Genomic DNA, 25,537 nt, shown 5'->3' on the forward strand with positions numbered 1-25,537 from the left:
GCAACGCTCTACCGTGCTGGCGCGCGCATGGACGCCGGCTGCCCTGGCAGCTTCAGCCTCGGACCTGCCTCGGTCAACTTTCCATCGGCGAGGGCAAACACCTGCAAATCCTGGTCGATGTAGTTGCCCACATAGAGGTAATCGCTGTTCGGGCTGTAAACGATGCCCTCTGGCAGGCCGCCGAGCGGTGCGCGCGCAGTCACCGTCAGCTTGCCGCCGGTGCCGATCGACATCAGCACGAGCTCGCCGGCTTTGGTCTTGAACCAGTCGCTATCCTTGGCCGCGGTGCCGAGCAGCAGCGGGGTGGCTGCGGTCTTCCCGTCGGGCGCGACGGCGAAGCCTTCCGGTCCGATGCCGGGGCTCATCACATCGACGACGTGGGGATGTGGACCTGTCGCTTCGATGGTCACCACGGCATCTGCGTTGTCTCTCAGTGCGCCGGTGTTCGATGCGATGACGTACTTGCCGTCTGGCGTGATGTCGATGTTGTAGGGATTGAATGCCGATGGAATGTCCATCGACTTGTCGTAGGTCACGTCTTGTCCATCGATCGTCAAAACGCCGATTTTGTTCGCGAGGTTGAGGCAGACGAAGGCGCGCTTGCCGTCGGGTGCGATGACAACAGCCGCAGCCTGCTGCTCCACCGGTACCTCGCCGACGGCTTTGACCGTTGAACCCTGGATGGAGACGACAGAGACACTCTTGCCGTCTCGGTTGGCAATCAATGCTAGATCGCCCTTCCTTGAGATCGATAGACCGGAGGGCTGCCGCCCGACAGTAACCGTGTCGATCAACTTCGGCGGATCTGCGGTGAGGTCAATCACGTACAGCTTGTCATCCGGGACCGTTTTCCAGGAGCTCCCCTCCTGGACGTGAACCACGGAATTGGCGACCAGGCCCAGCTTGCCGTCTGGTGTGATTTGCAGGTTCGTGGGCGGGCCCAGCAGAGAGTTCGCCAGCGGTAGGCTCGCGCGAATCCTGGGTTTGGCGGGATTGGAAATGTCCAAAACCAGCACAGCATCGTTGCCCGGAGCGCCATTCACCTGGCCCTCGGGACCATAGGTGATCTTGCTGTCAAGGCCGATCAGGATGTCGTTGGTTCCAGCCATTGCCGGGCTGCCGGCGACGAGGCCAGCCAGGCAGGTGGCGCAAAGAGCACTGCGTAAATTCATGATGCGATTTCTCCCACCCGGCCCATTTCTGGATGAGCCTGTCACTCTACCTTACCTTGCAGGTTTTGCAGATAGCAATCATTACCGCGCCGACGGCGTCGGGACATTCGCCAGGGCCTTGATCTTTGAACCGCGTGACAACTGCGTCGGGTCACTTCGTCACGCCCCTACTGTTCGGCCACATCCAGTTGCGGATCTCCGGCATGTCCTCGCCATGCTCGCGCACGTAGCGCGAATGTTCGATCAACTTGTCGCGGAACCGCTGCTTCACATGCGCCGCCTTCGTCGCAAGGCCCGACACACGCTCGATCGCCTCGATCGCGAGATGGAAGCGGTCGAGCTCGTTGAGCACGACCATGTCGAACGGCGTCGTCGTCGTGCCTTCCTCGTCAAAGCCGCGTACATGCATGCCGGCGTGGTTGGCGCGGCTGTAGGTCAGGCGATGAATGAGATAGGGGTAGCCGTGATAGGCGAAGATCACCGGCTTGTCGCGCGTGAACAGCGAGTCGAAATCCCGATCGGAAAGGCCGTGCGGATGCTGCTCCTTCGGTTGCAGCGTCATGAGATCGACGACGTTGACGACGCGGATCTTCAGGTCGGGCAGCGCCTTCCGTAACAGATCGACCGCAGCGAGCGTTTCCACCGTCGGCACGTCGCCGGCGCAGGCCATCACGACGTCGGGCTCGCCGTCGGCCCTTTCCGTGCCGGCCCAGGTCCAGATGCCGATGCCGGCATCACAATGTGTCGCCGCGTCCTGCATGGTGAGCCATTGCGGCGCGGGCTGCTTGCCGGCAACGATGACGTTGATGCGGTCGTAGGTGCGCAGACAGTGATCGGCAACCCACAGCAGCGTGTTGGCGTCCGGCGGGAAATAGACGCGGACGATATCGGCCTTCTTGTTGGTGACGAGATCGACGAAGCCGGGGTCCTGATGGCTGAAGCCGTTATGGTCCTGGCGCCAGACATGCGAGGTCAGGAGATAGTTGAGCGAGGCGATCGGACGCCGCCACGTCAGCTCGCGCGACACCTTCAGCCATTTGGCGTGCTGGTTGAACATGGAGTCGACGATGTGGATGAAGGCTTCGTAGCAGGAGTAGAAGCCGTGGCGTCCGGTGAGGAGATAGCCTTCGAGCCAGCCCTGGCAGAGATGCTCGCTCAGCACCTCCATGACGCGGCCATCCTGGGCGAGGTGAACATCATAAGGTTCGGTCGGCTCCATCCAGACCCGTTCGGTTGCCTCGAACACGGCGTCGAGCCGGTTTGATGCGGTCTCGTCCGGACCCATGATGCGGAAGTTGCGCGCATCCGCATTCAGCCTGACGACGTCGCGCAGGAATTTGCCGAGCTCGCGCGTCGCCTCCGCGACCGTCTTGCCCGGCTCCTTCACCTCGATGGCGAAGCTGCGGAAATCGGGCAGCTTCAGCTCGCGCTTCAACAGCCCGCCATTACCATGCGGATTGGCGCCCATGCGGCGATCGCCTTCCGGCGCGAGCGCCTGAAGCTCGGGAATGAGCGCGCCGTTGCGATCGAACAGCTCCTCCGGCGCGTAGCTTTTCATCCAGCCTTCGAGCACCTTCAAATGCGCGGGATTTTCCCGGCAATTGGCGACCGGCACCTGATGGGCGCGCCAGAAACCTTCGACCTTCAGCCCGTCGACCTCCTTGGGGCCGGTCCAGCCCTTCGGTGAGCGCAGCACGATCATCGGCCAGCGCGGCCGCTCGATCGTGGTCCTTGTTTCGCGCGCATGCTGCTGGATCGAGCGGATGCTTGCCAGCGCCACGTCGAGTGCGTCCGCCATGATCCGGTGCATCGTCTTGGGATCGTCACCCTCGACGAACAGCGGCTCGTGGCCAAACCCGCGGAAGAGATCGCGGAGCTCCTCGTCGCGCATCCGTCCGAGCACGGTAGGGTTGGCGATCTTGTAGCCGTTGAGATGCAGGATCGGCAGCACCGCGCCATCGTGCGCGGGATTGACGAACTTGTTCGAATGCCAGGACGCCGCGAGCGGCCCGGTCTCGGCTTCGCCGTCACCGACGACGCAGGCGACGATCAGATCGGGATTGTCGAGCGCCGCGCCATAGGCGTGGACCAGCGCGTAGCCGAGCTCGCCGCCCTCATGGATCGAGCCCGGCGTCTCCGGCGCCGCGTGGCTCGGAATGCCGCCGGGGAAGGAGAACTGCCTGAACAGCTTGCGCAATCCGTCCGTGTCGCGCCCGATGTCTGGATAGATCTCGCTATAGCTGCCTTCGAGATAGGTATTGGCGACCATGCCCGGGCCGCCATGACCGGGACCGCAGATATAGAGCACGCTGAGATCGAGTGTGCGGATCGCGCGGTTGAGATGGGCATAAATGAAGTTCAGCCCGGGTGTCGTGCCCCAATGGCCGAGCAGGCGCGGCTTGATGTGCTCGGGCCGCAGCGGCTCGCGCAGCAGTGGATTGTCCAAAAGGTAGATTTGCCCGACGGATAAGTAGTTTGCGGCGCGCCAGTAGCGATCGAGCAGGTCGATATCGCCCGCGCTGGCGCGCTCTTGTTGTTTGCTTGTCATGATAAAGCTGACCCTGTTGCGTCGATCGTCACCAACACGGTTCCGCTGCGATCGATCCGTTGCCAACGCTCGGCATCAAACGTCATTGCGGCCGGCACCCTTTGCGGGAGGTCAAAATTCCGCGCGCGAAGTTTGGGCGGCTACTTTGCATGGGGTTGTTTTGCGGTTTTTGAATTGATGTTCTTGATTTGTTCCTTTTGCGTGTTATCTTGGCTTCATGAGTCGAGCATCCTCTCATGCCCTCAAGCACCCGCCGGTCACGGCGCCCTCCGAGCCGGCGGGTGCGCCTTCCGCCTTTCCTGAGCTTGCCGTCGCGATCGACCGCGAGCGCAGGCGCGGGCGGGGCGCCCAGTCCAACGCCAGCGGCCGTTATGAGGCCGAGGCGCGCGTTGCCTTTGACGACGGCTGGCAGAGCCTGGAGGAATTGCCGCCGTTCAAGACCACGGTGGCGGTCGATACCTCTCGCAAGGTGATCACCCGCAACGACTCCCCCGACATCGGCTTCGACCGTTCCATCAATCCCTATCGCGGCTGCGAGCATGGCTGCGTCTACTGCTTCGCGCGGCCGACCCACGCCTATCTCGGGCTCTCGCCGGGGCTCGACTTCGAGTCAAAGCTGTTTGCCAAGCCCGAGGCGCCGGCGCTCCTGGAGAAGGAACTCGCCGCGACCGGCTATGAGCCGCGGATGATCGCGATCGGCACCAACACCGATCCCTATCAGCCGATCGAGCGCGAGCGGAAGATCATGCGCGGCATCCTGGAGGTGCTGGAGCGCGCGGGTCATCCCGTCGGCATCGTGACGAAATCGGCGCTGGTAACGCGTGACATCGATATCCTCTCGCGCATGGCCAGCCGCAACCTTGCCAAGGTCGCGATCTCGGTCACGACGCTCGATCCAAAGCTGGCGCGCACCATGGAGCCGCGCGCCTCGACACCGCCCAAGCGGCTGGAGGCGCTGAAGCAGCTTACGGAGGCCGGTATCCCCACGACCGTGATGGTCGCTCCCGTGATCCCTGCGCTGAACGATTCCGAGATCGAACGGATCTTGGACGCGGCCGCGCATGCGGGCGTCAAGGAAGCTTCCTACGTGCTGCTGCGGCTGCCGCTCGAGGTCCGCGACCTCTTCCGCGAATGGCTGATGGCGAACTATCCGGATCGCTATCGCCACGTCTTCACCCTGATCCGCGACATGCGCGGCGGTCGCGACTACGACTCGAAATGGGGCGAGCGGATGAAGGGCACGGGTCCCATGGCCTGGACCATCGGCCGCCGCTTCGAGATCGCCTGCGAGCGCCTCGGCCTGAACAAGCGCCGCTCCAAGCTGACAACGGACCACTTCGCCAAGCCGAAGCGCGGCGGCGAGCAGCTGAGCCTGTTCTAGGGCGAAGGCGCAAAATGCCTCCACATCGTCATTGCGAGCGCAGCGAAGCAATCCAGAAATGCATCTGCAGCGACAGTCCGGATTGCTTCGTCGCATCGCTCCTCGCAAATGACGGAGGATGGGCTGGCGTCTGAATAACGGGAATTATCCCGAGTTCCCGGTTGCGCCGGCCTGAGCCGCGTGCGCACGATCCCGGCCATGATTCGGGACAAATCCGCCAGCAAGCCGGCCAAGGACGCCGCGAAGAAAGAGCCCAAAGCGGCCGCGAAGGAGCCCAAGGGCACCGTCAAGGGCGTCATCGCGATCGCGCCGCCGAGCTTTCGCCGCGAGCGCGCGCTGATCAAGCGCGGCGTATGGCCGGTCGCCGGCTGCGACGAGGCGGGGCGGGGGCCGCTGGCGGGACCTGTGGTCGCGGCCGCCGTGATCCTCGACCCGAACCGGATCCCGCGCGGCATCGACGATTCCAAGCGCCTGACGGCCGAGGAGCGCGAAAAGCTGTTCGACAAGATCTGCGCAACCGCGCAGGTCTCTGTCGCCGTCGCCTCGCCGGCGCGCATCGACCGCGACAATATATTGCGCGCCTCGCTCTGGGCGCTGAAGCGCGCAGTGGTGGCGCTTCCCGAGGCGCCCCGCCACGTCTTCGTCGACGGCCGCGACAAGCTTGATACAGCCTGCGACTGCGAGGCGGTGATCGGCGGGGACGGCCTGGTGCTCTCGATCGCGGCGGCCTCGATTGTCGCCAAGGTCACGCGCGATCGGCTGATGTGCGCGCTGGCGGGTGATTGTCCGGGCTACGGTTTCGAGCAGCACAAGGGCTACGCGGTGCCAGAGCACCTGGATGCGCTGGATCGCCTCGGTCCCTCCATCCATCACCGCAGCTTCTTCGCCCCCGTCGTCGCCGCGCGCGAGAAGCACATGCCCTGGACGGTCGAACCCAAGCGCGACCTGTTCACGGCGGTGGATGAGGTGGTTGTGCAGGTTGAGGCAGAGGTACAGGTCGACGTTTCGACCAATCTCTAAAGCATGATCCGGAAAAGTGCGAAGCGGTTTCCCCTCGCGACAAACGCGGAACGCGTTTGCGCGGAGATCATGCGCAAACAACAACCTAAAGCGCGATGACGATTCATCCTGATCTCATCGCGCTTTAGCAGCGGGTTTCACTCCCTCTTCACCGCTCCCCGTAAAAACGGGGAGAGGCAGACGAGCTGGTTGCCACGGCGCGCAGCGCGCTTTATCAAACATGGACGCGCCGGCTTGGACGGGTTGGCTGCATCATTTCGGACGTTGCATGCGGTTTACCTCCCTGGTCATCGAGCTGATCCGTGCCCGGCCGCGGCTGGTGGTGTGGATCGTGGTGCTGCTGCAGGCCGCGATGTGGCTATTCGTGGCGCTGGTCTTCTACCGCGGCCCGCCCGGCAATCTCGCCACGCTCCTTGCCTTCGGCCGCGAATATCAAGTCGGCACCGAACTCGGGCCGCCGCTCGCCTCCTGGCTCGCCGACATCGCCTACCGCGCCGCCGGCAGCCACATGACCGGCGTCTATGTGCTGGCCGAGCTGTGCGAGATCGCGACCTTCATCGCGCTCTATCATCTGGCGCGCGCCGTGGTCGGCACCCAGCAGGCGGTGCTTGCCGTGCTCCTGACCATGACGGTGCTGGCCTTCTCATCGCCCGCGCTCGACTTCGGTCCGATGGTGCTGGCGCGCCCGCTCTGGGCGCTGCTCCTGCTGCACTCCTGGCAGTTGATCGGCCAGCGCCGCGGCAACGCATGGTTCGCCTGGTCGATAGCTGCCGGCCTGCTGCTGCTGACGACGCCGGCCGCCATCGGCCTGTTGCTGCTGCTCGCCATCTTCGCGGTTGCGACCGAAGGCGGCCGCAGGACGCTGCGCGTGCTCGATCCGATCTATGCGCTCATCGTCGTTGCCGTGCTGGTGCTGCCCTATGCGATCTGGCTGATGCGTGCCGAGACGCTGTCCATGCCGGCCTTGCCGCAGGTCCAGGATTTGAAGGCACATGCGATCAACACGGCCTGGCTGTTCGGCGGCCTCGTGCTCGGCGCGGTCGCGATCCCGGTGCTGACCTTCCTCAACACCAGCTGGTTCGCCGGTAAAACTGAGGACGCGCCCATCATCTACCGGCCGCCGGTCGAGCCGCTGGCGCGTCACTTCGTCTACTTCTTCGCGCTGGCGCCCGGGCTTGGCGCTGTGCTGATCTCCGGCGTGTTCGGGCTCGATAGCGTCGCTGGCGGGGCAGGCGTCGTGCTGCTGATGTCGGGCCTTGCCGTGATCGTCGCCGCCGGCGACCTCATCGCGATGCGCCGCGCCCGCGTGCTGCGCATGGTGTGGGCGGCCGCCGTCGCCGCGCCCGCCGCGGGCGTCGTGCTCGCGGTTCTCCTGATGCCCTGGACCGGGACCGGCGAGATGGCGACCTCGATGCCGGCGCGTGCGATCTCGGACTTTTTCGACGACAGCTTTGCCCGGCGTACCAACCAGCGTCTGCGCGCAGTCGCCGGCGAGACGCAGCTTGCGAGCTTGATCGCGCTGCATTCCGGACGGCCGCATCTCCTCATCGACGCCGAGCCGCAGCGCACGCCCTGGTTCACGCCGGCCAGGTTCAGCGAGACCGGCGGCGTCGTGGTCTGGCGTGCCTCCGATACCGCCGGAACCCCGCCGCCGGAGATTGCGAAACGCTTCCCCGGCATCGTGCCAGAAGTGCCGCGCGCCTTCGAGTGGCTGGTGAACGGCCGCCAGCCGCTCCTGCGTATCGGCTGGGCCATCGTGCGTCCGAAGGGGACGTGAGGTGCTCTCGTACTCTCTCCGTCGTCATTGCGAGGAGCGAAGCGACGAAGCAATCCAGAATCCCACCGCGGTGATAGTCTGGATTGCTTCGCTGCGCTCGCAATGACGGGGAGGGGGCATGGCGACCCTCACGACGTCGCCAGCACCTTCGCGATCGTGCGCAGATCCTGCCAGGCCAGGCGCTTGTAGGACGGCGAGCGCAGCAGATAGGCCGGATGGAACGTCGGCAATGCGCGGATGACGCGTCCGCCCGTGTCGTAGTCGAACCAGCGCCCGCGGGTGCGCATGATGCCTTCGCGCGTTGAGAGCAGCGTCTGCGTCGAGGGATTGCCGAGCGTCACCAGCACGTCGGGATTCACGAGCTCGATCTGGCGTTGGATGAAGGGCAGGCAGGTTTGCGTCTCCTGCGGCGTCGGCGTGCGGTTGCCGGGCGGCCGCCACGGAATGACGTTGGCGATATAGGCCTTGCTGCGGTCGAGCCCGATCGCGCCGATCATGCGGTCGAGCAGCTTTCCCGAGCGCCCGACAAAGGGAAGGCCTTCGATGTCCTCATCACGACCCGGCGCCTCGCCGACGAACATGATGCGCGCTTCCGGGTTGCCGTCGGCGAACACCAGCTGCGTCGCGGTGTTCTTCAGCGCGCAGCCGTCGAAATTCTGCATCAGCTCGCGCAGCGCTTCCAGCGTCGGTGCGGTCCGCGCCGCTTCGCGCGCTGACGCAATCGCAACGTCAGGCGCGGGCGCAGCCTCGCCGCGCATCACGGCGGGCGCTGCGACGGGCCGCGGCGCCTCGACCGGTTGAACCGCGCGCGCGGCCGGGGGCGGCGCCTCCGGTTCGGCGAGCCGATCGATCGGTTCCTCGGCAAGCGCGCAGTCGACGCCGGCCTCCAGATAGAAGGCCAGCAGCTCGCGGACGGTGGGGGCGGGTTCGTTGATCATGGCAACTTATGACATTTAGGTCAGTTTAGGGGCCCTTGCATCCCAGCGAAACGCATTTCCGAGGTTGTCCTGCCCGGAAAAATCGGAAACAAGGGGGCGCAAACGACCAAGGACCGTCTCAAGGGCTGAGATCAGATGAGCACCGAAGAACTTCCCCCGCGCGAATCCATGGAATTCGACGTCGTCATCGTCGGCGCCGGCCCCTCGGGCCTGTCGGCCGCGATCCGGCTGAAGCAGCTCAACGCCGATCTCAACATCGTCGTGGTGGAGAAGGGCTCGGAAGTCGGCGCGCATATTCTTTCGGGTGCGGTGATTGATCCGGCCGGCCTCGACAAGCTGATTCCCGACTGGCGGAATGATCCCGACTGCTCGCTGAAAACAGCGGTCAAGGACGACCGCTTCTACTGGATGACGGCGGGCGGCGCGATCAAGCTGCCGAACTTCGTGATGCCGCCGCTGATGAACAATCATCATTGCTACATCGGCTCGCTCGGCAATGTCTGCCGCTGGCTGGCGCGGAAAGCGGAAGCGCTCGGCGTCGAGATCTATCCCGGCTTTGCGGCCGCCGAAGTGCTCTATGACGAGAACGGTACGGTGAAGGGCATCGCCACCGGCGACATGGGCATCGGCAGGGACGGCAAGCCGAAGGACTCCTTTACCCGCGGCATGGAATTGCTCGGCAAGTACACGCTGTTCGCCGAGGGCGCGCGCGGCAGCCTGACCAAGCAACTCATCGCCAAGTTCGCGCTGGACGCGAAGAGCGAGCCGGCGAAATTCGGCATTGGCCTGAAGGAAGTCTGGCAGATCGATCCCGCCAAACATCAGAAGGGGATGATCCAGCATTCCTTCGGCTGGCCGCTCGACATGAAGACCGGCGGCGGCTCGTTCCTATATCATTACGACGACAATCTCGTCGCTGTCGGCTTCGTCGTGCATCTCAACTACGACGATCCGTATCTGTCGCCGTTCGACGAGTTCCAGCGCTTCAAGACCCATCCCTCGATCCGCGGCACCTTTGAAGGGGGCAAGAGGCTCGCCTATGGTGCGCGCGCCATCACCGAAGGCGGCTACCAGTCCGTGCCGAAGCTCAGCTTTCCCGGCGGCGCGCTGATCGGCTGTGCCGCGGGCTTCGTCAACGTGCCGCGCATCAAGGGCGTGCACAACGCGATGGGCTCGGGCATGCTCGCCGCCGAGCATGTCGCGGCCGCGCTCGCCGCGGGCCGCGCCAATGACGAACTGGTTGAATACGAGAACGCGTGGCGCTCGTCCTCGGTCGGCAAGGACTTGTTCCTGGTGCGCAACGTCAAGCCGCTATGGTCGAAGTTCGGCACCGTGCTCGGTGTCGCGCTCGGCGGCTTCGACATGTGGTGCAACACGCTGTTCGGTGTCTCGCTGTTCGGCACGCAGTCGCACGCCAAGCCCGACCGCGCCACGCTCGATCCGGCGAAGATCCACGCACCGAAGAACTATCCGAAGCCGGACGGCAAGATTTCCTTCGACAAGCTGTCGTCGGTCTTCCTGTCCAACACCAACCACGAAGAGGACCAACCGGTTCATCTGAAGGTTGCGGACATGAACCTTCAGAAGACCTCGGAGCACGACGTCTTTGCCGGTCCCTCGAACCGTTACTGCCCGGCCGGCGTCTATGAATGGGTGGAGGAGGGCGCGGCTCCGCGCTTCCAGATCAACGCCCAGAATTGCGTCCACTGCAAGACCTGCGACGTGAAGGATCCGAATGGCAACATCACCTGGGTTCCGCCGGAGGGCGGCGGCGGGCCGAACTACGAGGCCATGTAGGATTCGGGCAAACTGCCGCACGATTGCGTGAGGGGCACTGGCCGCGGATCACCGTCCGCGGCCACGATAAGGCCATAGTAAAAGCGTCTTGGGCAGGATCTTGGGGCGGACAGGGCCGGTAAGGGCGAGCGCCGAATCGGCTTCCGAAAACCCCGCCGAATCCTTGCGATTGGGCGCCAAAAGCGGCATTGTTCCCGGCCATGACGGTTCCGGGTCCCGATGCCACCGGTCGCGTTTGCAAGCGAGACGACCCCGACTTTCCAAACTTAAGGCGAGCCCTGATGTTTTCAAATCGTTTCAACCGCTGGACTGCTGCTGCCATCGCCCTTGCTGGCTCTGCGATCGTCGCGGTCCCCGGTGCGGTCCTGGCGCAGACGCCGGATCATCCGGCCGACACGGCGGTGCAGTTTCCGACCCGGAATGATTTGAAGTCGCTCACCGGCGCAGGCAGCTATCTCGCTGCGCGCCACGCCAGCGTCGAACGTGACGCCTCGTCCGCGGCCGCCTTCTACCGCTCGGCGCTGCGCACCGATCCCAAGAACAACGAGCTGCTCGACCGCGCCTTCATCTCCTCCGTCGCGGATGGCGACATCGACGAAGCCGTCAAGCTCGCCGAGCGCATCCTGACGATCGACAAGTCGAACCGGGTCGCGCGCCTCGTGGTCGGCGTGCACGACCTGAAGATGAAGAAATATGCGACCGCCCAGAGCAACATCAACCAGTCGATCCGCGGGCCGATCACCGATCTGGTCGCGACGCTGTTGTCCGGCTGGGCCGCCTATGGCGCGGGTGACTCGAAGGCCGCCGTCGCCAGCATCGACAAGCTGACCGGCCCGGAATGGTATCCGCTGTTCAAGGACCTCCATGCCGGCATGATCCTCGAGCTCGCGGGCAAGGAGAAGGACGCCGGAACCCGCTTCGAGCGCGCCTACAAGCTCGACGATTCCATGCTGCGCATCACGGAAGCCTATGCGCGCTGGCTGTCGCGCAACAAGGATGCGGCCGCCGCGACCACGGTCTACGAGGCCTTCGACAAGAAGCTCGCCCGTCATCCGCTGATCCAGGAGGGCCTGCGCGAGACCCGTGCCGGCAAGAAGATGCCGCCGCTGATCGATTCTGCGCAAGCAGGTGCGGCCGAAGCGCTCTACGGCATCGGCGCCACGCTGACCCGTCGCGGCGGCGAGGACCTCGCGCTGGTCTATCTCCAGCTCGCGCTCTATCTCCAGCCGAGCCATCCGCTCGCCCTGCTCTCGCTCGCCGACCTCTATGAATCGGTGAAGCGGCCGCAGATGGCGATCAAGGTCTATGAGCGCGTGCCGGCGAGCTCGCCGTTGAAGCGCAACGCGCAGATCCAGCTCGCGGTCGATCTCGACTCCGCCGACAAGACCGACGAGGCGATCAAAATCCTCAAATCCGTGGTCCTGGAAGATCCGAAGGATCTCGAAGCCATCATGGCGCTCGGCAATATCGAGCGCGGCCGCAAGAAGTTCGGTGATTGCGGTGCGACCTATTCGCAAGGCATCGAGGTGCTGCCGGCCGGCGCCGACAAGTCCAACAGCGTCTGGTACTACTATCGCGGCATCTGCGAGGAGCGCTCCAAGCAGTGGGGCAAGGCGGAAGCCGACATGAAGAAGGCGCTCGAGCTCCAGCCCGACCAGCCGCATGTCCTCAACTATCTCGGCTATTCTTGGATCGACCAGGGCGTCAATCTCGACGACGGCATGAAGATGATCAAGCGCGCCGTCGAGCAGCGGCCCGACGACGGCTATATCGTCGACTCGCTCGGCTGGGCCTATTACCGCATCGGCAACTACGAGGAGGCGGTGAAGAACCTCGAGCGTGCGATCGACCTGAAGCCCGAGGATCCCACCATCAACGACCATCTCGGCGACGCCTACTGGCGCATCGGCCGCGCTTTGGAAGCCAAATTCCAGTGGTCGCATGCGCGCGATCTGAAGCCCGAGCCGGATGATCTGCCGAAGATCGAAGCCAAGATCGCCAACGGTCTGACCGACGACAATTCGAATTCTTCGGCCGCGCAGGCAGAGAAGAAGAAGGACGACGGCAAGGGCGGTTGATCGGGGCGCGCATGATCCGGAAAAGTGTGTAGCGGTTTTCCGATAAGATCATGCGCAAGAATAGAGTTGGGGGTTGGTCGCCGATGCCGGCGTTGATTGAAGAGGGGCGCGCGAAGGTCAATTTGAGCCTTCGCGTCGTCGGCCGTCGCACCGACGGCTATCATGATCTCGAAAGCGTGGTCGCATTCGCCGATTGCGCCGATCGTCTTACGCTCGAGCCGGGCGAAGAGCTGAAGCTCACCACCGCGGGTCCGTTGGCTGCAGCCTGTGGCGACACCGCCGACAATCTCGTGCTCAAGGCGGCAAGGCTTCTCACTGAGGCCGTGCCGAACCTGAAGCTCGGCGCCTTCGCGCTCGACAAGGTGCTTCCCGTCGCAGCCGGTATCGGCGGCGGCTCGGCGGATGCCGCGGCCGCCTTGCGGCTGCTCGCGCGCCTGAACAATCTGTCGCTCGATGATCCCCGCTTGCAGGAGGTCGCACTTGCGACCGGCGCAGATGTGCCGGTGTGTCTGCTCTCGCGCGCCTGCGACATGACCGGCGTAGGCGAGCAGCTCCTGCCGCTGATGCTGCCGAGCATGCCCAGTGTGATGGTGAACCCGCGCGTGCCGGTGGCGACCAAGGACGTGTTCCAGGCGCTGGGCCTGCGCAACGGCGAGCTTTTGGTCGGTGCCACCGACGTCCTCGAAGCGCCGGCCTGGCCGGAGGAGGGCGCCTCGACCGCAGACTGGGTCGACGTGCTTGCGACCGTCGCCAACGATCTCGAGGCCCCCGCAATGCGCATCGAGCCGGTGATCGGTGACGTGCTGGATTCCTTGCGCGCCTGTGCCGGCGTCAAGCTCGCCCGCATGTCGGGTTCGGGCGCCACCTGCTTTGCGATCTTCGGCGGACCTGCCGAGGCGCATGCCGCAGCCGAGACGATCCGCCACGACCACCCCACCTGGTGGGTGCATGCGGGGACGTTGAGTTAAGCTCTGCCGCCGTAAGGTGGGCAAAGCGAAAGCGTGCCCACCACTTCCGTCCCCCGATCTGGATGCATGGTGGGCACGGCGTTGTCGCGCCTTTGCAAACCCTACTGAGGCTGAGCCAAGCCTCCGCCTTCATCCGCCACCCCGAGAAACCGCCGGATCGCGCCAAGCACCTCTTTCGGTCGGTCGTGATGCAGCCAGTGTCCGGCCCCGGAGATCATTTCGATGCGCGCTTGTCGGAAGTAGCGCTCCAGGCCCGCCGCTTTCGAGGCGGCGAGAAAACTCTCGTCCGCGTTCAAGAGCAGCGTGGGGCAGGTGATGCGCCCCCACAGTTCGACGTGATCATCCGGCCAGAGCCGCTGCGGCGCTGTGACGCGCTGGTAGGGATCGAACTTCCAGCGATAGCTGCCATCCTCGTTTTGCCGCACCCCGTGCGTTGCAAGGTGCAGCGCCAGCTCGCGCGACAGGCGTTTGTTGTAGGTTCTCATCTGCGCCGCAGCGTCCTCGATCGTGCGATAGGAGCGCGGTGCGCGGTCATGCAATTTGTCGAGCTGGCCGACCCATTTGGTGATGCGCTCGTGCGTCGGAGCCTTTTGCGCATCCGGCAGGACGGTCACGCCGTCGAGAATCACCAGCGCAGATACCTGCTCCGGAAACGATGCCGAATAGATCAGGCTCACCATCCCGCCCATCGAATGGCCGACGAGGATAACCTCTGGCGCGGCGATGGCACGGACGAGATGGGTCAGATCGTAGACGTATTCCGTCAGCGCGTAGCTGCCGCCTTTGGTCCAGTCGGAATCGCCGTGGCCGCGAAGGTCTGGCGCGAGCACGTGAAAATGCGGCTGCAACGCGCGCGCGATGACGTCCCAGCTCCGGCAATGATCGCGGCCGCCATGGACCAGGATGACGACTGGCGCTCCCTCATTGCCCCAGTCGGCACAATGCAGCCGCAGGCCGTGAGACTCGTAGAAGCGACTTTTTGGAGCGAGCATCATGCCACGGCCCTGCGGCTCGCTAGCTTTGCACCGGCCGCCGCGCCAGCGCGAGGGAGAGGCCGAGACCTGCGATGAAAACGCCGGAGCCTTGCGTCAAGCGCTGCACGAGTCGCGGCCGGCCGATCAGTTGCGCGCGGGTGAGGGAGGCCATCAGCACGACGACGACATCGGCGAGCGTGTTCAGCGTCACCGAGATCGCGCCGAGCAGGATGAATTGCAGCGTGGGGCTGGCGGCGGACGGTTCGAGAAACTGCGGGATGAAGGCCAGGAAGAACGCCGCTGTCTTCGGGTTCAGTGCCTCGACCAGCACGCCGTCGCGGAAGGCGCGCTTGTCGCCGACGGGCTCCGCCTCCAGCGTCTGGAGCCGGCCGGCACTGCAAAAGGTCCGGATGCCGAGCCAGACCAGATACAGCGCGCCCGCGAACTTCACGGCGGCAAAGAGCTCGGCGCTCGCAAGGATGATGGCGGAGATGCCGAGGCTGCCCGCGACCACATGAACCATGCCGCCCAGAGCCGTGCCGGCCGTCGAGGCAAATCCGCTTGTCCGCCCTTCCGACAAGGTCCGCGCCGCGACATAGAAGATGCCCGGGCCGGGAACGAGCGCAATGACGATGGCGGCGGCGAGGAACAGCCAGAAATTCGTGTCGCTCATCCTGTTTTCGTAGCGAAGCTTGCGGCGATTGCAAGCCCTCTCGTCTAATCGAACCGGCGGAAGATCACGCTGGCATTCACCCCGCCGAAGCCGAAACCGTTGGAGATGGCGTGCTGCATTGGCATCGGTCGAGCGGTGCCGGAGACGATGTCGATACCGTCCGCGCCCGTATCGGGATTTTCGAGATTGAGCGTCGGCGGCGCGATCTGGTCGCGCAAGGCGAGGACGGTGAAGATCGCCTCCAGGCCACCGGCGGCTCCGAGCAGGTGGCCGGTGGCCGATTTGGTCGCGCTCACAGCGATGGTTCGATTGCGGCCGAACAGCCCGGCGATCGCGCCAAGCTCGCTCTCGTCGCCGGCGGGCGTCGATGTTGCATGTGCGTTCAGATGCTGCACGTCAGCGGGCGCGAGCCGCGCCTGCCGGAGCGCGATCTCCATGGCACGCCTCGCGCCGTCGCCGTCCGGCGGACCCGATGTCATGTGATAGGCGTCCGCGGTGGTACCGTATCCGACGATTTCTGCCATCGGCGAGGCGCCTCGCGCCAGCGCATGCTCCAGCGCTTCGATCACCACAATGCCTGCCCCTTCGCCCATGACAAAACCGTCGCGGTCGCGATCGAACGGGCGCGAGGCGCGTGCGGGCTCGTCGTTGAACCCACTCGACAGCGCGCGCGCCGCTGCGAAGCCGCCGAGGCTGACGATATCGATGCAGGCCTCCGCGCCGCCGCAGATCGCGATGTCGGCTTCACCCGCGCGGATCATGCGCGCGGCATCGCCGATTGCCTGAACGCCTGCGGCGCATGCAGTGACCGGCGCGCCCAGCGCTCCCTTGTAACCGTATTTGATCGAGACTTGGCCCGCCGCGAGATTGGCGAGGAACGAAGGGATCGTGAATGGCGAGAGGCGGCGCGCGCCGCGTTGCTCGGTGATGCGCACCGCCTCCGCCATCGCCGGGAATCCGCCGACGCCGGAAGCGATGATCGTTGCGGTCCGCTCCAGCGCCGCCGTGTCCTGCGGCGTCCATTTGGCCTGCGCGATCGCCTCGGCGGCGGCGAGCAGCGCGAACAGGATGAAGCGGTCCATCTTGCGCTGGTCCTTTGGCGCGGCGGCCTGCGCTGGGTCGAAGCCGCCCTCCGCGTCGTCGGTCTTGTCGGGCACGAGACCGGCGATGCGTGCGGGGAGCGCCTGCGCCCATTCAGGCAGCGCGCGCAGTCCGCTTTGGCCGGCGAGGAGCCGCCGCCAGGCAAGTTCGACGCCGCAGCCGAGCGGTGACACCGCCCCCAGTCCCGTCACCACGATGCGACGCATGTCAGTCTCCCACCGGCGCAACGGCCGGGTTCATGGCCTTGAGCGAAACGAGCCGCTTGCGCATACCGCGGCTGGCGCGGGGCCCTGCGATGACGGTGGCAGTGGCGAGCGTGATCGGACGCTTGTCGGCGGCATCGACCACGACCGGATCGAGTGGGCGGCGATCGTCTCGGCTTGCCAGCACGACGGATTCGCCTTCCGGCGCGAGATGCTTGTTGCCCCAGGCCAGCAGCGCCACGACCACGGGAAAGAAATCCCGGGCTTTGTCCGTCAGCACATATTCGTAGCGCGGCGGCCGCTCATGATAGCGACGGCGCACGAACATCCCGCTCTCGGTGAGATGGGCAAGCGCCGCGACAGGATGTTCGGCGCGATCCCGAGGCCTCGCGAAAACTCGTCGAACTTTGTTGCGCCCTGAAACGCGTCCCGCAGGATCAAAATGCTCCACCACTCGCCGACCGTCTCCACGGCGCGGCCGACCGGGCATTCCAGGATGGAGGGGGATTTGGGCTGCATGGCCGGGAAGGTAGGTGAGTAACTTGCAAAATGCAAGTAACTGACTGGCCTGCAGCAGGTGCGGGTAAGAAGTGACCTGGAACGCGAAGCCGCGTCCGTGATTTCGAATGTGGATTGGAGACTGACGCCTACGAACCTTGCTCCGTCATTGCGAGCGCAGCGAAGCAGTCCAGTCAGTCTCTGTGGAGGGATTCTGGAGTGCTTCGCTACGCTCGCAATGACGATGTCGATACAGCAAGCTCCTACATATCGTCGTCATCCTGAGGTCCGGGCTCGGCGGCGCAACTGCGCCGCTGAGCGAGCCTCGAAGGGTGAGGGCCCGGCTGCAGCTCGGCCGTCCATCCTTCGAGGCTCTCCATGGGACGCGTTGCGTCCCATGCATCGCGCCTCAGGATGACGGGGCTAACGGTGGTGCTGAATCAATAGGAGCGTCAGGCCGTCGCGCCTAATGCGACCGCGCCAGGCAGAACGCCACGACCTGCTCCAGCGCGCTCTTCATCGGCGAGGGCGGGAACAGCGCCAGCGCATCCACGGCCATGGCGCCGTAGTGCTGGGCGCGGCTCAGCGTGTCCTCGAGCGCGCGGTGCTTGTTCATCAGCCCGATGGCGTGATCGAGATCGGTGTCGCCGATCTCGCCGCGCTCCAGCGCCCGGATCCAGAAGGCGCGCTCGGTGTCGTTGCCGCGGCGGAAGGCGAGCACCACGGGCAGCGTGATCTTGCCTTCGCGGAAATCGTCGCCGGTGTTCTTGCCGAGCTTGGCGCTCTTGCCGCCATAGTCGAGCACGTCATCGACGAGCTGGAAGGCGATGCCGAGATTCATGCCGACCGAGCGGCAGGCGGTCTGCTCGGCCTTCGGACGGTTGGCGAGTACCGGCCCAACCTCGCAGGCGGCCGCGAACAATTCTGCGGTCTTGGCGCGGATCACGGCGAGATATTCGTCCTCGGTGGTCGCGGTGTTCTTGGCGGCCGCGAGTTGCATCACCTCGCCTTCGGCGATGGTTGCGGCCGCTGCCGAGAGGATGTCGAGCGCGCGCAGCGAGCCGACCTCGACCATCATGCGGAAAGCTTGTCCCAGCAGGAAGTCGCCGACCAGCACGCTCGCCTCGTTGCCCCAGAGCATGCGCGCCGACAATTTGCCGCGCCGCATCTCGCTCTCGTCGACGACGTCGTCGTGCAGCAGGGTTGCTGTATGCATGAACTCGACGGAGGCGGCGAGCTTGATATGGCCGTCCCCGGTGTAACCGGCGAGGTTGGCCATGGCGAGGGTGAGCATCGGCCGCAGGCGCTTGCCGCCGGAGGAGATGAGGTGGTTGGCCACCTCCGGGATCATGGTCACCTCGGAGCCGGTCCGCGACAGTATGGTCGCATTGACGCGCTCCATGTCAGGGGCGACAAGGGCAACCAGCTCTTCGATCGACGCGCCGGGAGTTTCGAAAGGTACGATTACGGCCACGCCGGTCTCCAATATTTGCCCGGGAAGGGCTATTCTGACGACAAGACAATAGAAACTGCGGGCGGACGCGGCAAGTGCCGCGGAACCATTGACATTTCCGCCCAACCCGCGTCAGGCAGGAGGCTCGTTTTGCGCGAACTGGTTCGGACCAACGACATGGTGCTGGTGTCGGCGATCGGCGCGCTGCTCGACGGCGCCAACATCCACCATCTGGTGCTGGACCAGAACATGAGCATCATCGAGGGCTCGCTCGGCATCCTGCCGCGGCGAATCCTGGTCCATGAGGATGACGCCAGCGAGGCGCGACAGCTCCTGACCGAGGCCGGCCTCAGCCACGAATTGCGCGGCGATGACTGAGCTTGCCCCGAACGTCGATGACGTCACCGAGGACGCGTTTCTCGGCGGGCAACTGCACTTGAGGCAGAAGCGGTCCGGCCACCGGTCCGGCCACGATGCGATCCTGCTGGCCGCGGCGACCGCTGCCAAGGCAGGCGATCGCGTCGTCGATTTTGGCGCTGGCGTCGGCGCGGCGGGGCTAGCGCTGGCGCATCGCGTCCCCGGGATCAACCTGACACTGGTCGAGATCGATCCGGAGCTTGGCAGCCTCGCGCGCGCCAATGCGGCCGCGAATGCGATTGACGCCGAGGCGATCGTCCTCGACGTCACGGCCGGTGCAGCGAGCTTCGCGGCAAGCGGCCTTCTGCCGGACAGCGTCGACGTCGTCCTGATGAATCCGCCCTTCAACGATGCCGGGCGCCATCGCGGCTCTCCGGACCAGGCGCGTCACGTCGCACATGTCGCGACAGCGGAGACGCTGCATGCCTGGGTGCATGCAGCGCGGCGTATTCTCAAATCCGGTGGCGCGCTGACCTTGATCTGGCGCGCAGATGGGATAGCAGACGTACTGACAGCGCTGTCACGCGGCTTCGGGAGCCTCTCGGTGTTGCCGGTTCACGGTGACGCGGAAAAGCCCGCGATCCGCGTGCTGGTCCGCGCCATCAAAGGCGGCAGGGCGCCGACGCGCATGCTGGCGAGCCTGATGCTCAACGAGGAGTCACGCGTGCCTAAAAAAGAGTTACGGGACGTGCTTGCGGGGAGGGCGGTACTGCCGCTGGCGACAGCTTGAAGATCTACTGGGGAAGCGAACTCGACTGCTGTTCCTGCGCTGTGGTGAAGCGAATCGCCGCGAACAGCGCACCCATCAGCATGATCAACAGATAGATCTTCATTGTGCCCTCCGCTTCGCCATTGCAGCCTCTCAATGGAGACTTTGCAAAACACGTTCCAGGCACTTCCAATGACAGTCGCGTGATAAAAAGTGGTTAAGACGAGGTAACGGCATGGCCGAACAATTGAGTCATCGTAGTGAGTCGTCCGGCCTGGCCGACAGGTTCATGGAATATCTGCCTGCGCGCTTTCGCCCCGGCGCCGCGATCGTGCCGGTGGTGCGACTGTCGGGCGTGATCGGCGCGGTGACGCCGCTGCGCCCGGGCATGACGCTCGCGGGCGTCGCGCGGGTGCTGGAGCGGGCCTTCTCGGTTCGCAATGCCAAGGCAGTGGCGCTGGTGATCAACTCGCCCGGCGGCTCGCCGGTGCAGTCGCGCCAGATCTATCTGCGCATCAAGCAGCTTGCGGCCGAGAAGAAGCTTAAGGTCTTGGTGTTCGTCGAGGACGTCGCCGCTTCCGGCGGCTACATGATCGCCTGCGCGGGCGATGAGATCTTCTGCGATCCGTCCTCGATCCTCGGCTCCATCGGCGTGGTCGGCGGCAGCTTCGGATTCCAGGAGGCGATCAAGCGGCTCGGCATCGAGCGGCGTCTCTATACCGCCGGCGAGCACAAGGCGATGCTCGATCCGTTCCTGCCCGAAAACCCTGATGACGTGGCGCGGCTGAAGAAGCTCCAGCGCGAGATCCACGCGATCTTCATTACGCTGGTGAAGGAGAGCCGGGGCGCGCGGCTGAAGGGCGACGAGGACACGCTGTTCACCGGCGAATATTGGGCGGGCGACACCGCAATCTCGCTGGGCCTTGCCGATGGGATCGGCGATCTCCGCTCAACTCTTCGTGCCCGTTATGGCGAGAAGGTTCTCACCCCCGTGATCGCGCAGCCGACCGGGCTGCTGTCGGGCCTGTTTGGCCGCAAATCGCCCGGCGCTGGCCAGCTTTCGGCCCTGGAAGGGATGGTTGGGCTGCCGGATGAGCTGATTTCGGCGCTGGAAACACGGGCGATTTGGGCGAAATTCGGGTTCTAGCAGCCGCCGGCCCGCGCCATTTGGTCCGAACCAAGCCAATTGCGGCGCGGGCCCGTCTGCGCGAGAATACGCGTGGGGGCTGAGCATTGAACAAGGATCGACCGATGCCGCCGTTCGTTGCATTCGCGGGCGTCCTGGGCGGGCTAGCCGTGGTCCGCTGGGCCTACAAGACCGCTGTCCGGATCAACCAGGAGCTGGAGGAGATGCGCCTGTCGCGCGTCGCCGAAGCCGCCCGCATGGGGGAAATCCAGACGCTGAAGCGCGACCCCGTCACCGGGGCGTACCGCCCGGGTTAGCTACTCGATTTTCACGCTGTCATTCCGGGGCGCCCGAAGGGCGAACCCGGAATCTTGAGCTTCCGGGTTCGATGCTCCGGGCCGCGCTTGCACGGTCCCGTCGCATCGCCCCGGAATGACAGCCATTTTGGGCCCCCTTTGCCTTGATTCCCACCGCCGCCGTCGATACGGTCCCGCGCGATTCAAAACCCCCCGCGAAAGCCTGACCTGACGATGGACGCCTCATTGCCCGCCCATATGCGCCCGGACCGCTCGTTCCAGGGCCTGATCCTGGCGCTGCAACGCTATTGGGCGGATTACGGCTGCGTGATCCTCCAGCCCTACGACATGGAGGTCGGCGCCGGCACCTTCCACCCTGCGACCACCCTGCGCGCGCTCGGCCCGAAGCCGTGGAATGCTGCCTATGTGCAGCCTTCGCGCCGGCCGAAGGACGGCCGCTACGGCGAGAACCCCAACCGGCTCCAGCACTATTACCAGTTCCAGGTGATCCTCAAGCCGTCGCCGCCGGACCTCCAGGAGCTGTACCTGAAGTCGCTCGCCGCGATCGGCATCGACTCCGCCGTGCACGACATCCGCTTCGTCGAGGACGACTGGGAGAGCCCGACGCTGGGCGCGTGGGGCCTCGGCTGGGAATGCTGGTGCGACGGCATGGAAGTGTCGCAGTTCACCTACTTCCAGCAGGTCGCCGGCGTGGAATGTGCGCCGGTCGCGGGCGAACTGACCTATGGGCTCGAGCGGCTTGCCTGTTATCTGCAGGGCGTCGACCGCATCATGGACCTCAACTTCAACGGCCGCGAAGGCGACCAGAAGGTCACTTACCGCGACGTGTTCTTCCAGGCCGAGCAGGAATATTCGCGGCACAATTTCGAGCATGCCGACACCGCGATGCTGTTCGAGCAGTTCAAGATGGCGGAAGAAGCATGCAAGAAATACCTCGCGGCCGGCTGGCGCGAAGCCAGCAACCGCAGGGAGCACCTGATGGCGCTGCCGGCCTATGATCAGTGCATCAAGGCGAGCCACGTGTTCAATCTGCTCGACGCGCGCGGCGTCATCTCGGTGACGGAGCGCCAGAGCTACATTTTCCGGGTGCGCGAGCTGGCCAAGGCCTGTGGCGAAGCCTGGGTCCACACCGAAGCGGGCGGAGTGGCCTGATGCCCGATCTGTTGCTGGAGCTGTTCTCCGAGGAAATTCCCGCGCGCATGCAGGCCAAGGCGGCCGACGATCTGCGTCGCATGGTCACCGACAAGCTCGTTGCTGAAGGCCTCGTCTATGAAGGCGCGAAAGCGTTTGCGACGCCGCGCCGTATTGCGCTCACCGTGCACGGCATCCCCGTGCGCCAGCCTGACCTGAAAGAAGAGCGCCGCGGCCCGCGCGTCGGCGGACCCGAGCCTGCGATCCAGGGATTTTTGAAAGCCACGGGTCTGTCGTCGCTCAGCGAAGCAAAGATCCAGAGTGACAAGAAGGGCGACTTCTACATCGCGCTGATCGAGAAACCCGGCCGCGCGGCGATCGACGTGATCGCCGAGATTCTCCCCGTGATCATCCGCACCTTCCCCTGGCCGAAGTCGATGCGCTGGGGCGCGCGCTCGGCCAAGCCGGGTTCGCTCAACTGGGTGCGTCCGCTGCACGCGATCACCGCGACCTTCGGGCTCGAGACCGAAGAGCCTGATGTGGTGAATTTCTCCGTCGACGGCATCGAGACCGGCCAGACCACCTACGGCCATCGTTTCCTCGCGCCGGCCGCGATCAACGTCCGCCGCTTCGAGGACTACGAGGCAAAGCTGCTCGACGCAAAGGTCGTGCTCGATCCGGAGCGTCGCAAGGATTCGATCCTGACCGACGCCAAGCAGCTCGCATTTGCGCAGGGCTTTGAGCTCGTCGAGGACCAGAACCTGCTCGACGAGGTCGCGGGTCTCGTCGAATGGCCGGTCGTGCTGATGGGCTCATTCGACCAGGAATTTTTGTCGATTCCGGCGGAAGTGATCCGCGCTACTATCCGCAACAACCAGAAGTGCTTCGTGGTGAGCGATCCCAAAACGGGCAAGCTCGCGAACAAGTTCATCCTGGTTGCGAATATCGAGGCGACCGACGGCGGCAAGGCGATCGTAGCCGGCAATGAGCGCGTGATCCGCGCGCGGCTGTCGGACGCGAAGTTCTTCTACGAGACCGACCTGAAGACGAAGCTCGAGGACCGGCTGCCGAAATTCGAGCAGATCGTGTTCCACGAGAAGCTCGGCACGCAGGCAGAGCGGATCAAGCGCATCGAGCGCCTGGCGGCCGAGATCGCGCCGCTGGTCGGCGCCGATGTCGCGAAGGCGAAGCGTGCCGCGCATCTGGCTAAGGCGGATTTGCTGACCGAAGTGGTCGGTGAATTCCCGGAAGTGCAGGGCCTGATGGGCAAGTACTACGCGCTGGCCCAGGGCGAGGATGCTTCCGTCGCCGCAGCTTGCGAGGAGCACTACAAGCCGCAAGGGCCTGCGGATCGCGTGCCGACCGATCCGGTCAGCGTTGCGGTGGCGCTTGCCGACAAGATCGACACGCTCGTCGGATTCTGGGCGATCGATGAGAAGCCGACGGGCAGTAAGGATCCGTATGCACTGCGTCGTGCGGCGCTAGGTGTAATCAGAATTCTCCTAGAGAACGAGATTCGTTTCGATTGGTCCGAACGCCTCCTCTCGTGGATCGGCGAACTAGTGAGAGATATCTATCAAAGTCTCTATTCGAGCGGCGGCACCATTCCAGGCGCTGCCATCGGCCAATTAGTGTCCGAGTGGACGAAGGGCTCCGAGCTTTCCCGAGGTGAGACGTTCTTTTCGGAGTGGACCCGCAAGCTGGCTGTTGAAAACCCAGCTTTCTTTCCAGCCTTGGTTGAGCGAGCGCAAAGTTTGCTATCCTTCTTCGCCGATCGCCTCAAGGTCCAGCTCCGTGAGCAGGGCGCGCGTCACGATCTCGTCGACGCCGTGTTCGCGCTCGGTGGCCAGGACGATCTGCTGATGATCGTGCGCCGCGTCGAGGCGCTTGGAAAGTTCCTCGACAGCGATGACGGCAAGAACCTGCTCGCCGGAACAAAACGCGCCAGCAACATCCTCGCTATCGAGGAGAAGAAGGACAAGCGCACGTTCGACGGCGCGCCTGATGCGGCGCTCTACAGCCTTGCTGAAGAGAAAGCGCTGGCGAAAGCAATCGGCGAGGTGAAGGCGGAAGCAAGCGCCGCCGTCGCGAAGGAAGACTTCACTGGCGCGATGAGCGCGATGGCAAAACTGCGTCCGCCGGTCGATGCCTTCTTCGACAAGGTCCGCGTCAACGACGAGGATGCAAAGGTGCGTGAGAACCGGTTGAAGCTGCTGAATGAAATCCGCAGCGCCACGCGCGCGGTGGCGGACTTCTCGAAGATCCAGGATTGACACTCTCGTGCCCCGGATGCTGCGCAGCGCGCCGCCAGCTGCGGCGTGGTGCGCTGCTGATCCGGGGCCCACGCCGCGTGCACTCGGCTTCTCGTGTCCCGGGTCTGCGCTTCGCTTGCCCGGGACACGAGAACGCACGCATAAAAAGCCCCGCCCGGCGGGGGGGAGGACCGGGCAGGGCCTGATGTCCGAAAACTCTATTCGCGCCAAGTCTTCCAGTGAGGCGCGCCGGACATCTAGTCGAGTACCTCGACGATGCGTCGTGAGCGCGGTTCGACCAGCACGGTCTCGCCGTTCACGACGGTGTAGCGATAGGTCGTCGCGCCGAAGCGCTGCGGCACGTCGTAATAGGTGATGCCGGTCTCCGGCAGCACGGTGCCGACCACGATGCGGTCCGGCACGCTGAAGGCCGGTACGCGCTGCTCGACGACATAGTCGCGAAACGCTGGACGCTGTTCGACGGCGATGCCGGGGCTGCGTTCGACCACGGCGGGCGCGCGGCCGATCGTGACGTCGGCTTGCGCCTGCGCCGCGACCGGCGTGCCGAGCGCGACGCCAAGCGCTGCAAGTGCAAGAATCCTGCTCCGCATGGGCAACTCCTCACGAAGATGATTCGGCGCCACGCCAGTGGCGCGACCCCGGTTGCCAATGCATGCAACTGCCCAACGTTCCCAAAGATTGAATGCCGCATCCGCGGCAATTTCAGGCAGTTTTCGCGAAGGGCGGAACTCAACTATGGGCTCATGCGTCTCTACTCGCGGAACCGGGCCCGGTATGATCCGGCCGCGATTCGCATCACCCAGAAGCCTCGAGAAAGATATTTCATGCACCTCACCATCGCCCACATCTCGCCGATCATGTCCCTGATCGCGGGCGTGCTCATCCTGATCATGCCGCGGCTCCTGAACCTGATCGTCGCGATCTTTCTGATCCTGAATGGCGCGATCGGGCTTGGCCTTTTGAGGTGGCTGCATCTGTAAAGT

At 64.7% G+C, this 25,537-nt stretch carries 21 protein-coding genes and 1 pseudogene; 13 read left to right on the forward strand and 9 right to left on the reverse strand.

Annotation, left to right across the window (positions count from 1 at the left end; all coding sequences use genetic code 11):
• Positions 1-8 precede the first annotated feature (8 nt).
• Both YUU_RS0121580 and YUU_RS0121585 read right to left on the reverse strand, forming a co-directional pair.
• Positions 9-1,172, reverse strand: coding sequence for a YncE family protein (locus YUU_RS0121580; protein ID WP_084801500.1), 1,164 nt, complete (start codon positions 1,170-1,172; stop codon positions 9-11).
• 151 nt (positions 1,173-1,323) lie between these two features.
• The gene (locus YUU_RS0121585) at positions 1,324-3,720 is read right to left on the reverse strand and encodes a phosphoketolase (RefSeq protein WP_027524279.1); all 2,397 of its coding nucleotides are present in this window, start codon (positions 3,718-3,720) and stop codon (positions 1,324-1,326) included.
• 217 nt (positions 3,721-3,937) lie between these two features.
• Here YUU_RS0121585 and YUU_RS0121590 point away from each other — a divergent pair, with 217 nt between their 5' ends.
• The 3 genes from YUU_RS0121590 to YUU_RS0121600 all read left to right on the forward strand — a co-directional run bounded on the left by YUU_RS0121590 (position 3,938) and on the right by YUU_RS0121600 (position 7,898).
• Positions 3,938-5,101 (forward strand): PA0069 family radical SAM protein, encoded by a 1,164-nt coding sequence (locus YUU_RS0121590; RefSeq protein WP_027524280.1) that lies wholly within the window; start codon positions 3,938-3,940, stop codon positions 5,099-5,101.
• 198 nt (positions 5,102-5,299) lie between these two features.
• Positions 5,300-6,121, forward strand: a complete 822-nt coding sequence (locus tag YUU_RS0121595) for a ribonuclease HII (RefSeq protein ID WP_027524281.1) — start codon at positions 5,300-5,302, stop codon at positions 6,119-6,121.
• Positions 6,122-6,389: 268 nt separating this feature from the next.
• On the forward strand, positions 6,390-7,898 hold the full coding sequence (locus YUU_RS0121600) for a glycosyltransferase family 39 protein (RefSeq protein WP_027524282.1): 1,509 nt from the start codon (positions 6,390-6,392) through the stop codon (positions 7,896-7,898).
• Between the two features lie 128 nt (positions 7,899-8,026).
• Here the strand turns inward: YUU_RS0121600 and YUU_RS0121605 are convergent, their stop codons facing one another.
• The gene (locus tag YUU_RS0121605; protein ID WP_027524283.1) at positions 8,027-8,836 is read right to left on the reverse strand and encodes a uracil-DNA glycosylase family protein; all 810 of its coding nucleotides are present in this window, start codon (positions 8,834-8,836) and stop codon (positions 8,027-8,029) included.
• 135 nt (positions 8,837-8,971) lie between these two features.
• On the opposite strand from YUU_RS0121605, the gene YUU_RS0121610 reads away from it, so the two are divergent.
• The 3 genes from YUU_RS0121610 to YUU_RS0121620 all read left to right on the forward strand — a co-directional run bounded on the left by YUU_RS0121610 (position 8,972) and on the right by YUU_RS0121620 (position 13,679).
• Positions 8,972-10,633 carry an electron transfer flavoprotein-ubiquinone oxidoreductase gene (locus YUU_RS0121610; RefSeq protein ID WP_027524284.1) on the forward strand — a complete coding sequence of 554 codons (1,662 nt, stop codon included), beginning with the start codon at positions 8,972-8,974 and terminating at the stop codon, positions 10,631-10,633.
• Between the two features lie 281 nt (positions 10,634-10,914).
• Positions 10,915-12,711: a tetratricopeptide repeat protein gene (locus YUU_RS0121615; RefSeq protein WP_027524285.1), complete on the forward strand. Its 1,797-nt coding sequence runs from the start codon at positions 10,915-10,917 to the stop codon at positions 12,709-12,711.
• An 83-nt stretch (positions 12,712-12,794) separates the two neighbouring features.
• Positions 12,795-13,679, forward strand: a complete 885-nt coding sequence (locus YUU_RS0121620; protein ID WP_027524286.1) for a 4-(cytidine 5'-diphospho)-2-C-methyl-D-erythritol kinase — start codon at positions 12,795-12,797, stop codon at positions 13,677-13,679.
• A 101-nt stretch (positions 13,680-13,780) separates the two neighbouring features.
• On the opposite strand, the gene YUU_RS0121625 is transcribed toward YUU_RS0121620, so the two are convergent.
• The 5 genes and pseudogenes from YUU_RS0121625 to YUU_RS0121645 form a co-directional block, all read right to left on the reverse strand.
• On the reverse strand, positions 13,781-14,671 hold the full coding sequence (locus YUU_RS0121625) for an alpha/beta fold hydrolase (RefSeq protein WP_035663014.1): 891 nt from the start codon (positions 14,669-14,671) through the stop codon (positions 13,781-13,783).
• Positions 14,672-14,693: 22 nt separating this feature from the next.
• The gene (locus YUU_RS0121630) at positions 14,694-15,326 is read right to left on the reverse strand and encodes a LysE family translocator (RefSeq protein ID WP_027524288.1); all 633 of its coding nucleotides are present in this window, start codon (positions 15,324-15,326) and stop codon (positions 14,694-14,696) included.
• Positions 15,327-15,370: 44 nt separating this feature from the next.
• The gene (fabF, locus tag YUU_RS0121635; RefSeq protein ID WP_027524289.1) at positions 15,371-16,633 is read right to left on the reverse strand and encodes a beta-ketoacyl-ACP synthase II; all 1,263 of its coding nucleotides are present in this window, start codon (positions 16,631-16,633) and stop codon (positions 15,371-15,373) included.
• Between the two features lies 1 nt (position 16,634).
• Positions 16,635-17,149 (reverse strand): annotated as a pseudogene (locus tag YUU_RS51325) (winged helix-turn-helix transcriptional regulator).
• Between the two features lie 445 nt (positions 17,150-17,594).
• Positions 17,595-18,602, reverse strand: coding sequence for a polyprenyl synthetase family protein (locus YUU_RS0121645; protein ID WP_027524290.1), 1,008 nt, complete (start codon positions 18,600-18,602; stop codon positions 17,595-17,597).
• A gap of 129 nt (positions 18,603-18,731) precedes the next feature.
• On the opposite strand from YUU_RS0121645, the gene YUU_RS0121650 reads away from it, so the two are divergent.
• From YUU_RS0121650 to glyS, 6 genes are all read left to right on the forward strand, one after another.
• Entirely contained in the window at positions 18,732-18,959 is a 228-nt protein-coding gene (locus YUU_RS0121650; RefSeq protein WP_027524291.1) for a DUF2007 domain-containing protein, read from the forward strand.
• On the forward strand, positions 18,952-19,728 hold the full coding sequence (locus YUU_RS0121655; RefSeq protein ID WP_027524292.1) for a tRNA1(Val) (adenine(37)-N6)-methyltransferase: 777 nt from the start codon (positions 18,952-18,954) through the stop codon (positions 19,726-19,728). Before YUU_RS0121650 ends, YUU_RS0121655 begins: the two co-directional genes overlap by 8 nt.
• A gap of 214 nt (positions 19,729-19,942) precedes the next feature.
• Positions 19,943-20,854: a S49 family peptidase gene (locus tag YUU_RS0121665; protein WP_027524293.1), complete on the forward strand. Its 912-nt coding sequence runs from the start codon at positions 19,943-19,945 to the stop codon at positions 20,852-20,854.
• 104 nt (positions 20,855-20,958) lie between these two features.
• The gene (locus YUU_RS0121670; protein ID WP_027524294.1) at positions 20,959-21,150 is read left to right on the forward strand and encodes a hypothetical protein; all 192 of its coding nucleotides are present in this window, start codon (positions 20,959-20,961) and stop codon (positions 21,148-21,150) included.
• A 213-nt stretch (positions 21,151-21,363) separates the two neighbouring features.
• Positions 21,364-22,302 carry a glycine--tRNA ligase subunit alpha gene (locus tag YUU_RS0121675; RefSeq protein WP_027524295.1) on the forward strand — a complete coding sequence of 313 codons (939 nt, stop codon included), beginning with the start codon at positions 21,364-21,366 and terminating at the stop codon, positions 22,300-22,302.
• Positions 22,302-24,554, forward strand: coding sequence for a glycine--tRNA ligase subunit beta (glyS, locus tag YUU_RS0121680; protein WP_027524296.1), 2,253 nt, complete (start codon positions 22,302-22,304; stop codon positions 24,552-24,554). The genes YUU_RS0121675 and glyS overlap by 1 nt, the downstream gene beginning before the upstream one ends.
• A gap of 236 nt (positions 24,555-24,790) precedes the next feature.
• Here glyS and YUU_RS0121685 read toward each other — a convergent pair whose 3' ends face one another.
• Positions 24,791-25,144, reverse strand: a complete 354-nt coding sequence (locus YUU_RS0121685; protein WP_027524297.1) for a DUF1236 domain-containing protein — start codon at positions 25,142-25,144, stop codon at positions 24,791-24,793.
• A gap of 234 nt (positions 25,145-25,378) precedes the next feature.
• Here YUU_RS0121685 and YUU_RS56495 point away from each other — a divergent pair, with 234 nt between their 5' ends.
• Positions 25,379-25,534: a DUF3096 domain-containing protein gene (locus YUU_RS56495; RefSeq protein WP_084801505.1), complete on the forward strand. Its 156-nt coding sequence runs from the start codon at positions 25,379-25,381 to the stop codon at positions 25,532-25,534.
• The last annotated feature ends 3 nt before the right edge of the window (positions 25,535-25,537 follow it).

Source organism: Bradyrhizobium sp. Ec3.3 (assembly GCF_000472925.1).
Classification (GTDB): domain Bacteria; phylum Pseudomonadota; class Alphaproteobacteria; order Rhizobiales; family Xanthobacteraceae; genus Bradyrhizobium.

Excerpts from the sequence above, each read along its gene's own strand:
- YUU_RS0121620 (WP_027524286.1), top strand. The coding sequence starts at position 12,795 with ATGCCGGCGTTGATTGAAGAGGGGCGCGCGAAGGTCAATTTGAGCCTT.
- YUU_RS0121665 (WP_027524293.1), top strand. The coding sequence starts at position 19,943 with ATGGCCGAACAATTGAGTCATCGTAGTGAGTCGTCCGGCCTGGCCGAC.
- YUU_RS0121630 (WP_027524288.1), bottom strand. The coding sequence starts at position 15,326 with ATGAGCGACACGAATTTCTGGCTGTTCCTCGCCGCCGCCATCGTCATT.
- YUU_RS0121670 (WP_027524294.1), top strand. The coding sequence starts at position 20,959 with ATGCCGCCGTTCGTTGCATTCGCGGGCGTCCTGGGCGGGCTAGCCGTG.
- YUU_RS56495 (WP_084801505.1), top strand. The coding sequence starts at position 25,379 with ATGCACCTCACCATCGCCCACATCTCGCCGATCATGTCCCTGATCGCG.
- YUU_RS0121585 (WP_027524279.1), bottom strand. The coding sequence starts at position 3,720 with ATGACAAGCAAACAACAAGAGCGCGCCAGCGCGGGCGATATCGACCTG.
- fabF (WP_027524289.1), bottom strand. The coding sequence starts at position 16,633 with ATGCGTCGCATCGTGGTGACGGGACTGGGGGCGGTGTCACCGCTCGGC.
- YUU_RS0121605 (WP_027524283.1), bottom strand. The coding sequence starts at position 8,836 with ATGATCAACGAACCCGCCCCCACCGTCCGCGAGCTGCTGGCCTTCTAT.
- YUU_RS0121590 (WP_027524280.1), top strand. The coding sequence starts at position 3,938 with ATGAGTCGAGCATCCTCTCATGCCCTCAAGCACCCGCCGGTCACGGCG.
- YUU_RS0121580 (WP_084801500.1), bottom strand. The coding sequence starts at position 1,172 with ATGAATTTACGCAGTGCTCTTTGCGCCACCTGCCTGGCTGGCCTCGTC.
- YUU_RS0121610 (WP_027524284.1), top strand. The coding sequence starts at position 8,972 with ATGAGCACCGAAGAACTTCCCCCGCGCGAATCCATGGAATTCGACGTC.
- YUU_RS0121655 (WP_027524292.1), top strand. The coding sequence starts at position 18,952 with ATGACTGAGCTTGCCCCGAACGTCGATGACGTCACCGAGGACGCGTTT.
- glyS (WP_027524296.1), top strand. The coding sequence starts at position 22,302 with ATGCCCGATCTGTTGCTGGAGCTGTTCTCCGAGGAAATTCCCGCGCGC.
- YUU_RS0121675 (WP_027524295.1), top strand. The coding sequence starts at position 21,364 with ATGGACGCCTCATTGCCCGCCCATATGCGCCCGGACCGCTCGTTCCAG.
- YUU_RS0121685 (WP_027524297.1), bottom strand. The coding sequence starts at position 25,144 with ATGCGGAGCAGGATTCTTGCACTTGCAGCGCTTGGCGTCGCGCTCGGC.
- YUU_RS0121615 (WP_027524285.1), top strand. The coding sequence starts at position 10,915 with ATGTTTTCAAATCGTTTCAACCGCTGGACTGCTGCTGCCATCGCCCTT.
- YUU_RS0121595 (WP_027524281.1), top strand. The coding sequence starts at position 5,300 with ATGATTCGGGACAAATCCGCCAGCAAGCCGGCCAAGGACGCCGCGAAG.
- YUU_RS0121600 (WP_027524282.1), top strand. The coding sequence starts at position 6,390 with ATGCGGTTTACCTCCCTGGTCATCGAGCTGATCCGTGCCCGGCCGCGG.
- YUU_RS0121625 (WP_035663014.1), bottom strand. The coding sequence starts at position 14,671 with ATGCTCGCTCCAAAAAGTCGCTTCTACGAGTCTCACGGCCTGCGGCTG.